At 70.6% G+C, this 8,438-nt stretch carries 8 protein-coding genes and 1 pseudogene; 2 read left to right on the forward strand and 7 right to left on the reverse strand.

What is annotated here, in order from left to right; translation table 11 throughout:
• Positions 1–21: 21 nt before the first annotated feature.
• The 5 genes from asnB to KBY19_RS17840 all read right to left on the reverse strand — a co-directional run bounded on the left by asnB (position 22) and on the right by KBY19_RS17840 (position 6,121).
• Entirely contained in the window at positions 22–1,863 is a 1,842-nt protein-coding gene (gene asnB, locus KBY19_RS17820) for an asparagine synthase (glutamine-hydrolyzing) (RefSeq protein WP_210966153.1), read from the reverse strand.
• A gap of 228 nt (positions 1,864–2,091) precedes the next feature.
• Positions 2,092–2,673, reverse strand: a complete 582-nt coding sequence (locus KBY19_RS17825) for a transglutaminase family protein (protein WP_099878052.1) — start codon at positions 2,671–2,673, stop codon at positions 2,092–2,094.
• A gap of 90 nt (positions 2,674–2,763) precedes the next feature.
• Positions 2,764–3,864 carry a low specificity L-threonine aldolase gene (locus tag KBY19_RS17830; RefSeq protein WP_210956588.1) on the reverse strand — a complete coding sequence of 367 codons (1,101 nt, stop codon included), beginning with the start codon at positions 3,862–3,864 and terminating at the stop codon, positions 2,764–2,766.
• Positions 3,861–4,652, reverse strand: coding sequence for an SDR family NAD(P)-dependent oxidoreductase (locus KBY19_RS17835; RefSeq protein ID WP_099878054.1), 792 nt, complete (start codon positions 4,650–4,652; stop codon positions 3,861–3,863). The genes KBY19_RS17830 and KBY19_RS17835 overlap by 4 nt, the downstream gene beginning before the upstream one ends.
• Before the next feature lie 53 nt (positions 4,653–4,705).
• Entirely contained in the window at positions 4,706–6,121 is a 1,416-nt protein-coding gene (locus KBY19_RS17840; protein ID WP_210966154.1) for a DUF6421 family protein, read from the reverse strand.
• A gap of 247 nt (positions 6,122–6,368) precedes the next feature.
• Between KBY19_RS17840 and KBY19_RS17845 the strand changes: the two genes are divergently transcribed.
• Complete coding sequence (locus KBY19_RS17845) at positions 6,369–7,052, forward strand: glycerophosphodiester phosphodiesterase family protein (RefSeq protein ID WP_099878059.1); 684 nt, start codon at positions 6,369–6,371, stop codon at positions 7,050–7,052.
• A gap of 30 nt (positions 7,053–7,082) precedes the next feature.
• On the opposite strand, the gene KBY19_RS17850 is transcribed toward KBY19_RS17845, so the two are convergent.
• Positions 7,083–7,637 carry a GNAT family N-acetyltransferase gene (locus KBY19_RS17850; RefSeq protein WP_099878061.1) on the reverse strand — a complete coding sequence of 185 codons (555 nt, stop codon included), beginning with the start codon at positions 7,635–7,637 and terminating at the stop codon, positions 7,083–7,085.
• A 44-nt stretch (positions 7,638–7,681) separates the two neighbouring features.
• Between KBY19_RS17850 and KBY19_RS17855 the strand changes: the two genes are divergently transcribed.
• On the forward strand, positions 7,682–8,074 hold the full coding sequence (locus tag KBY19_RS17855; RefSeq protein WP_099878063.1) for a VOC family protein: 393 nt from the start codon (positions 7,682–7,684) through the stop codon (positions 8,072–8,074).
• Between the two features lie 58 nt (positions 8,075–8,132).
• Here the strand turns inward: KBY19_RS17855 and KBY19_RS17860 are convergent.
• Positions 8,133–8,438 (reverse strand): annotated as a pseudogene (locus tag KBY19_RS17860) (PLP-dependent aminotransferase family protein); the annotation flags it as partial.

The raw sequence follows: 8,438 nt of genomic DNA on the forward strand, positions 1-8,438 counted from the left end.
CGTGCGCCGATCAGGTCTTGATCAGGAGAGTGTAAGCGTCGGTGCGTACATGTCGATCCACAGCGCCAGGTCGAGGACGCGCTCCAGACCGCGCCGGCCGGCCTGGGTGATCTGCGGGGTCTCGACCTGGACCGCGTGCTTCAGCCAGTCCTTGCTGACCAGGTCGAAGACCTGGTGGGAGGGCTTGGCCAGCAGCTCCTTGACGTTCCCCTGCAGTGCCGCGTGGTACTTCGGGTCCTGCGTGGAGGGGTAGGGGCTCTTGACCCGTTCGTAGACGGAACGGGGCAGCACGTCGGCGGTCGCCGCACGCAGCAGGCTCTTCTCCCGGCCGTCGAACGACTTGAGCGCCCAGGGGGTGTTGTAGACGTACTCGACCAGTCGGTGGTCGCAGAACGGTACGCGCACCTCCAGGCCGACGGCCATGCTGGCGCGGTCCTTGCGGTCGAGCAGGACGCGGACGAACCGGGTGAGGTGGAGGTGGCAGATCACCCGCATCCGGTACTCGAAGTCGCTCTCCCCCTCCAGGCGCTGGACACCGGAGACGGCCGAGGAGTAGCTGTCGCGCACATAGCGGGGCAGATCGAGGGCGCGGGCGAGGGAGTCGTCGAGGACATCGCTGTCCTGACCCATGTTCCGGGCGAACTGGACCAGCCACGGGAACGTCTCGGCCTTGCGTGCCTCCTCGTCGAAGAACTGCTTGTAGCCGCCGAAGACCTCGTCGGCCGACTCGCCGGACAGCGCGACCGTCGAGTGCTGCCGGATGGCCTTGAACAGCAGATAGAGCGAGGCGTCCATGTCTCCCAGGCCCATGGGGAGGTCGCGGGCCCTGATGACGCGGGAGCGCACCTCGGGGTCGGCGAGGTCGCCGGAGCTGAGGACGATGTCCTGGTGCTCGGTCGCGGACTCGCGGGCGACGTCGTGCACGAACGGCGTGTCGGGGGTGCCACGCAGCTCGTCGGGGACGAAGTTCTCGGTCTGCCCGACGAAGTCGACGGCGAAGCTGCGTACCGTCTCACCGCTCTCGCGGAGCCGGCGGGCCGCCAGTGCGGTCATCGCCGAGGAGTCGAGTCCGCCGGACAGCAGGGTGCAGCGCGGTACGTCGGAGACGAGCTGTCGGCGCACGATGTCGTCCAGCAACTCACGCACCCGCGCGACCGTCTCGTCCTTGTCGTCGGTGTGCGGCCGGGTCTCCAACTGCCAGTAGACGTGGGTGCGCACGCCGCTCTCACCGACGGTCACCACCGTGCCCGGCTCGACCTCGCGCATGCCCTCCCACACGGCGTGGCCGGGCGTCTTGACGAAGGCGAACAGTTCACGCAGGCCATCGAGTGAGACCTCGCGGCGGGCCAGCGGGTTGGCGAGGATCGCCTTGGGCTCCGAGCCGAACAGCACGCCGTCGGCGGTCTCGGCGTAGTAGAACGGCTTGATGCCCATCCGGTCGCGCACCATGACCAACTGCTTGGAGCGGCCGTCCCAGATGGCGAAGGCGTACATGCCGTTCAGCCGCTCGGCGAGGGCCGGGCCCCACTCCAGATAGGCGCGCAGGACCACTTCGGTGTCCGAGTCGGTGCCGAACCGGTGGCCGCGGCCGGTCAGTTCGCGGCGCAGCTCGGTGTAGTTGTAGGTCTCCCCCGAGTAGACCAGGGCGACGGTGCCCTCGGGGGTCTCGACGGTCATCGGCTGCCTGCCGCCGGGAAGATCGATGATCGCGAGCCTGCGGTGTCCCAGCGCGGCAGGCCCGGCCATCCAGGTGCCGGCGTCGTCCGGACCGCGGCAGGACATGGTGTTCGTCATGGCGTCGACGGTCGTCCGCTCGGAGACCAGGTTCCTGTCGTAGGAGACCCATCCGGTGATTCCGCACATGCTTCTTCCTCCGGCTCCGACCTTCGGTGCGCAGGCCGACAGGCTCCCACCCCCCGTGAGGAATGTTCACCGAAGGTCACGTGTATCGGCCATCTATACATCTGCCACTGTGTCACAACCATGTTTCGCCGCACACCCGGGGCCGCGGAGGAACGGAGTGATCACGCCAGTTGCCGGCACGCCCGCGGGCGGGGCGCCATCCATGCGGCACCCCGCCCGGACACCGGACTACAGCGCCGTGTCCAGCAGGTGCCACAGGTGCGCACGGTCCCTGGCGTGCCGCAGCGCACGCAGGACGACCGGGTGGGGCTCGGCGTAGAGCACCGGATAGTCGCACTCGCCCTTCTCCGGCCAGACGGAGAAGGCCAGCTGCTCGCGGTCGAGGCTGAACTGCGCGTTCACCCCCGGCTTGTTGCCCCGCGCGTCCTGCCGCACCCAGCGCCGCGCACCGGGGAGCCGCAGCGCGATCAGCCCGTGCAGCACGTTCAGCTTCTGGTAACAGAAGCCCGCGGGGATGCCCTCCGCGCGCAACAGGGCGACCAGGGCATGGGACTTGGCGTGACAGATGCCGACCCGCTGGGCGAGCACGTCGGAGGCGCGCCAGGTGAGGCGCCAGTCGTCCACGTCGGCGGAGTGCGGGATGGTGTCACGGACGAACTCGTAGGCGGCGCGGGCGTATGCGGCCAGATCGCCGTCGGTACGGGCACTCAGCCGGGCAGCCGTCTCGCGGACCAGCGGGTGGGTGTGGTCGACGACTTCGTCGGCGGCCAGATAGGCGGACTCGTCGGCGGTGACGGGTGTGAGCATCATGCCACGTCAGCCTAGGGCGCAGCCCACCGTAGCTCAATGGAATTACGGTGGGCTGCATAAATATTCAGACGGTCGGGGCAGGTGCCTTCCCTACCGGGCCATCTCCTCGCGGAGCGCGGCGAGGAAGCCGTCCACGTCCTGCTCGGTGGTGTCGTACGAGCACATCCAGCGCACGTCGCCGGCGGCCTCGTCCCAGAAGTAGAAGCGGTAGCGCTTCTGCAGACGCTCGCTCACATCGTGCGGCAGGCGGGCGAAGACGGCGTTGGCCTGGACGGGGTGGAGGATCTCCACGCCGTCCACCGCCCTGACGCCCTCGGCCAGGCGCTGCGCCATCGCATTGGAATGGCGGGCGTTGCGCAGCCACAGGTCGCCCGCGAGCAGCGCCTCCAACTGCACCGAGATGAAGCGCATCTTGGAGGCGAGCTGCATCGACAGCTTGCGCAGGTGCTTCATGTGGCGGACCGCGTCCGGGGAGAGCACCACGACGGCCTCACCGAAGAGCATGCCGTTCTTGGTGCCACCGAAGGAGAGGATGTCCACGCCCGCGGCGTTGGTGAACGCACGCATCGGGACGTCCAGCGCGGCGGCCGCGTTGGCGATACGGGCCCCGTCGAGGTGGACCAGCATGCCGCGCTCGTGCGCATGGTCGCACAGGGCGCGTATCTCCTCCACCGTGTAGAGGGTGCCCAGCTCGGTGTTCTGTGCCAGCGAGACCACCTGCGGCATGGCGCGGTGCTCGTCGTCCCAGCCGAACGCCTCCCGGTCGATCAGCTCGGGGGTGAGCTTTCCGTCCGGGGTGGGCACGGTGAGCAGTTTCAGACCGCCGACCCGCTCGGGGGCTCCGCACTCGTCGACGTGGATGTGCGCGGTGTCGGCGCAGATCACCGCACCCCAGCGGTCGGTGAGCGCCTGCAGCGCGACGACGTTGGCCCCGGTGCCGTTGAAGACCGGGAACGCCTCGGCGCGCCGCCCGAAGTGGCTGCGGACGACGGTCTGCAGATGCTCGGTGTACTCGTCCGCGCCGTAGGCGGACTGGTGGCCGCCGTTGGCCACCGCCAGCGCCGCCAGGATCTCCGGGTGCGCGCCCGCGTAGTTGTCACTGGCGAAACCGCGGATGTCCGGATCGTGACGGCGCTTGGCGTCGGTGGCTTCGGTGGCCGGCTCCGCCTGGGGCCGGGCGGATCGGTTCAGGGGTTGGGCGTCAGCCACAGGCGGGTTCCGTTCAGCTCTTCGGCGGGCTTGTTCCAGGTGTCGACCACGGCCTTCGCGAGGTCCTTGACGTCCGTGAAGCCCGCGAACTTCGCGTTCGGCCGGTCGGCGCGCATCTGGTCGTGCACCAGTGCCTTGACCACCAGGATGACAGCGGCCGCCGGCGGCCCGTCCTCGCCCCCCGCCTTGCGGAAGGAGTCGCCGAGCGCCAGCGTCCATGCCTCGGCCGCCGCCTTGGAGGCCGCGTAGGCGGCGTTGCCGGCGGTCGGCTTGCTCGCGCCCAGCGCGCTGATCAGCAGGAACCGGCCATCGCCCGTGCGCTTGAGCGGGGCCTCGAACGCGAGGGAGGTGTGCTGGAGGGTGCGGACGAGGAGGTTGTGCAGGGTGTCCCAGTCGGCCAGGTCCGTCTCGGCGAACGACGAGGAGCCACGCCAGCCGCCGACCAGGTGCACCAGACCGTCGACGCGGCCGAACTCCTTCTCCGTCTTGTCCGCCCACGCCCGGGTCTCCTCCAGGCTGAGCAGGTCGACGGTGTCACCGGTGACGGTGGCTCCGCCATGGGCGAAGCGTGCGGCGTCCACGGCCTGCGCGAGGCGCTCGGCATCCGCGTCGCACGCCACGACGGTGGCGCCCTCCTCCGCGAGCCGCAGCAGCGTGGCCTGCCCCGCGGGCCCGGCCGCGCCCGCGACCGCGATCACCCGCCCCTGCAGGTCGCCCTCGCCGTTGCCCTCGTAGCCCCGCCGTGTCGTCGAGTCCGTGCTGCCTGTCATCTCCGTCGCCTCCTCGCGCTCTGACCCTCCGCTGTGCCCTGCGGGCGGCCCGCTCATGCGGCGGCGGCCCGGACCGGACCGGCAGCGGTGATGCCCTGGGTCGATGCGATCACACCCCGCAGCTTCTTCGCGAGGGCCTCGTAGAACATGCTGAGCGGAAACTCGTCCGGCAACACCTCGTCCACCAGCTTGCGCGGCGGGAGGGTCAGGTCCAGCGCGTCCGGGCCCTTGGCCCAGGTGGAGCCGGGGTGCGGGGCCAGATAGGTGGAGACCAGCTCATAGGCCTTGAACCAGTGGACGATCTTGGGCCGGTCGATGCCGGCGCGGTAGAGCGTCTCGATCTCCTCGCGCAGCGCGACGGTCACCCGGCGGGCGCGGTCCCAGTCGATGGACAGCTTGTTGTCCCGCCAGCGCAGCGCGTCGTGCTGGTGGAGATAGGCGAACAGCAGCTGCCCGCCGAGGCCGTCGTAGTTGCGCTTGCGCTCGCCGGTGACGGGGAAGCGGAAGAGCCGCTCCAGGAGCATCGCGTACTGCACGTCCCGCCCCTGCGGCACCCCGTCGGCCTCCAGCTTCACGCCCTCGTGGAAGGCGGTCAGATCGCAGCGCAGCTCCTCCAGGCCGTACATCCAGAACGGCTGCCGCTGCTTGATCATGAAGGGGTCGAAGGGCAGGTCGCCGTGGCTGTGGGTGCGGTCGTGGACCATGTCCCACAACACGAACGTCTGCTGGCAGCGCTCCTGGTCGGCGAGCAGCTGCTGGGCGTCCTCGGGGAGTTCGAGGCTGGTGACCTCGCAGGCGGCCTGGACGACGCGGCGGAAGCGGGCCGCCTCGCGGTCGCAGAAGATGCCGCCCCAGCTGAAGCGCTCGGGCGCCTCGCGCACGGCGATGGTCTCCGGGAAGAGCACGGCGGAGTGGGTGTCGTAGCCGGAGGTGAAGTCCTCGAAGGTGATGCCGCAGAACAGCGGGTTGTCGTAGCGGGTGCGCTCCAGCTCGGCCAGCCAGTCGGGCCAGACCATGCGCAGGACGACCGCCTCCAGATTGCGGTTCGGGTTGCCGTTCTGCGTGTACATCGGGAAGACGACCAGGTGCTGGAGGCCGTCGGCGCGGTTGTGCGCGGGCTGGAAGGCCAGCAGCGAGTCCAGGAAGTCGGGCACGCCGAAGCCGTCGTCGGCCCAGCGACGCAGATCGGTCACGACAGCACGGTGGTACTCGGCGTCGTGCGGCAGCAGCGGGGAGAGCTCTTCCACCGCGGCCACGACGCGGTCCAGCTCGGTCCGGATCTCCTGACGGTCGGGGGCGCCCTCGGCGTCGAAGTCGATCGAGCCGTCCTTGACCTGGGCCGGGCGGACGGCCTCCACGGCGGTCTTCAGCGCCGACCAGGCGGGGTGTGCGGCCACGCTCTCGACAGCTCCGCCCGGTGACGGCGAAACGCCGCCCTGAGCGGGTGCGGGCGAAAGAATTTCCGTCATGTTGACCCCTCCACAGGAGAAACTAGCGTGCGGCCACCGTATCCGGATGAGCGCCTCGCCTCAAGGGGAGAACACAGAAGATTATCCTGCCGATCACGGGGGTAGACCGTAGTTTTTCCGGCCTCTCACCGTTCAGGCCGCCTCCTTTTCCATTTCTCCTGGGGTTCCCACGGTGTCCGGCAGGATGCGGGGCGAAGCCCGCTAGTCTGGCGGCCCACCGTCGTCCCCGCACGAAAGCGAGAGGGCCGTGCCACTGCTGACCGTCGGACACCGCGGAGTGATGGGCGTCGAGCCTGAGAACACGCTGCGCTCCTTCGTCCGCGCCGAACGCGAAGGGCTCGACGTCCTCGAACTCGACCTGCATCTGAGCAAGGACGGCGAGCTGGTGGTGATGCACGACGCGGACGTCGCGCGCACGACCGACGGCAGCGGCCCGATCGGCGACTTCACCCTGGCCGAGCTGCGCGAGCTGGACGCCGGTCAGGGCGAGCGGGTGCCCGTCTTCGAGGAGGTCGTGGACGCGGTGCGCAGTCCGCTGCAGGCGGAGATCAAGGACCGCGCCGCCGCGCGGGTGCTCGCCGAGACCATCGAGCGGCGGCAGCTGCACGAGCGGGTGACCGTGATCTCCTTCCACGCCGAGGCGCTGCGCGAGACCCGGCGGCAGCTGCCCGACATCCCGCTCGTACTGGTGGCGGGACGCTCCTCGCCCACCGCCCCCGAACGGGCCCAGGAACTGGGCGCGGGCATGATCTCGCTGGAGCTGCAGCACATCGACGCCCAGATCGTGCGCAGGGCACACGACGCCGGGATCGAGGTCATCAGCTGGACCGTCAACACCGACGAGGAGCTGACCCGCGCCCGCGAGCTGGGACTGGACGGCGTGGTCACCGACATGCCCGCCGTCAAGCGGGCGGTGGAGCGTTCCGGCTGAGGCCGTCGCGGACCCGGCCGCGGCGCCCGGTCACTCGCCGAGCGGCTTGACCAGCAGTTCGAAGGCCAGGTCGGTGCGCTGCGGAATGCCGAAGCGCTCGTCGCCGTAGGGGAAGGGGCTCAGCTCGCCGGTGCGGGTGTAGCCGCGCCGCTCGTACCAGGCGATCAGGTCCTCGCGCTGCCGGATCACCTGCATCTGCATCTGCTTGGCGCCCCACTCGGCACGCACCGTGCGCTCGGCCTCCGCCAGCACCGCGCGGCCGACCCCGCCGCCCTGCAGCCGGGGGCTGACGGCGAACATGCCGAAGTACGCCTCCCGGCCCCGGTGTTCGAGCTGGCAGCAGGCGATGACGGCGCCGTCCCGCTCGACGACCAGCATGATGCTCTTCGGGTCGCGGACCACGGCGGCGACCCCCTCCGGGTCGGTGCGCCGGCCGTCCAGCAGATCGGCCTCGGTGGTCCAGCCCGCACGGCTCGCCTCGCCCCGGTAGGCGGACTCCACGAGCTCGGTGAGGACGGGGATGTCCGCCTCGGTGGCATGGCGGAAGGTCAGGGGCAGCTCGCCCCGCTGTGCGGTGTCGCTCATGTCCGCCGACCCTATCTGGCCGATCGCGGAACTAGAGTGCGGGCATGGTGCATGTTCTGAGCAGCCGGGTTCTGCTGCGGCCCACCGATCCGGACAGGTCGCGGGCCTTCTACGGCGAGACGCTCGGCCTGGAGATCGCCCGCGAGTTCGGTACCGGTCCCGAGCGAGGCACCGTCTACTTCCTGGGCGGCGGCTTCCTCGAGGTCTCCGGGCGCAGCGACCAGCCCCCGACCCCCTCCCTCCAGCTCTGGCTCCAGGTCGCAGACGCCTCCGCCGCGCATGAGGAGCTGCGCGCGGCGGGAGCCACGATTGTCCGACCGCCGGTCAAGGAGCCCTGGGGCCTGGTCGAGATGTGGATCGCCGACCCGGACGGCCACCGCCTCGTCCTGGTCCAGATCCCCGCCGACCACCCACTGCGCTACCGGCCGGGCATCTGACCCGGGCCGTGGTCCCGGCGGCTCGGCGTACCGGTCTCCAGCGGGGCACCCGGCGCGGTCATCGGGGAGGCACCGGGCACAGCGAGGCGAGCACGGCGATGCCCTCGGCGATCGCCGTGGGGGTGGCGGCCGCGTAGCCGAGGACGAGGCCGGGCCGGTCGGGCCGCTGGGTGTGCCAGGACAGCGGCTGGGTCTTGACGCCGAGTGCGAGGCCGCGGGCGGCCAGCTCGGTGTCGCGGACGCCCGGCGGCAAGGTGACCATCAGGTGCAGCCCCGCGGCGGCGCCGTGCACACGGGCGTGCGGCAACCGGGTGCGGATGGCCGCGATCATGGCGTCGCGACGGGCGCGGTGGCGGCGCCGGAT

The organism is Streptomyces sp. B15 (assembly GCF_018070605.1).
GTDB classification, from domain to species: Bacteria; Actinomycetota; Actinomycetes; order Streptomycetales; family Streptomycetaceae; genus Streptomyces; species Streptomyces smyrnaeus.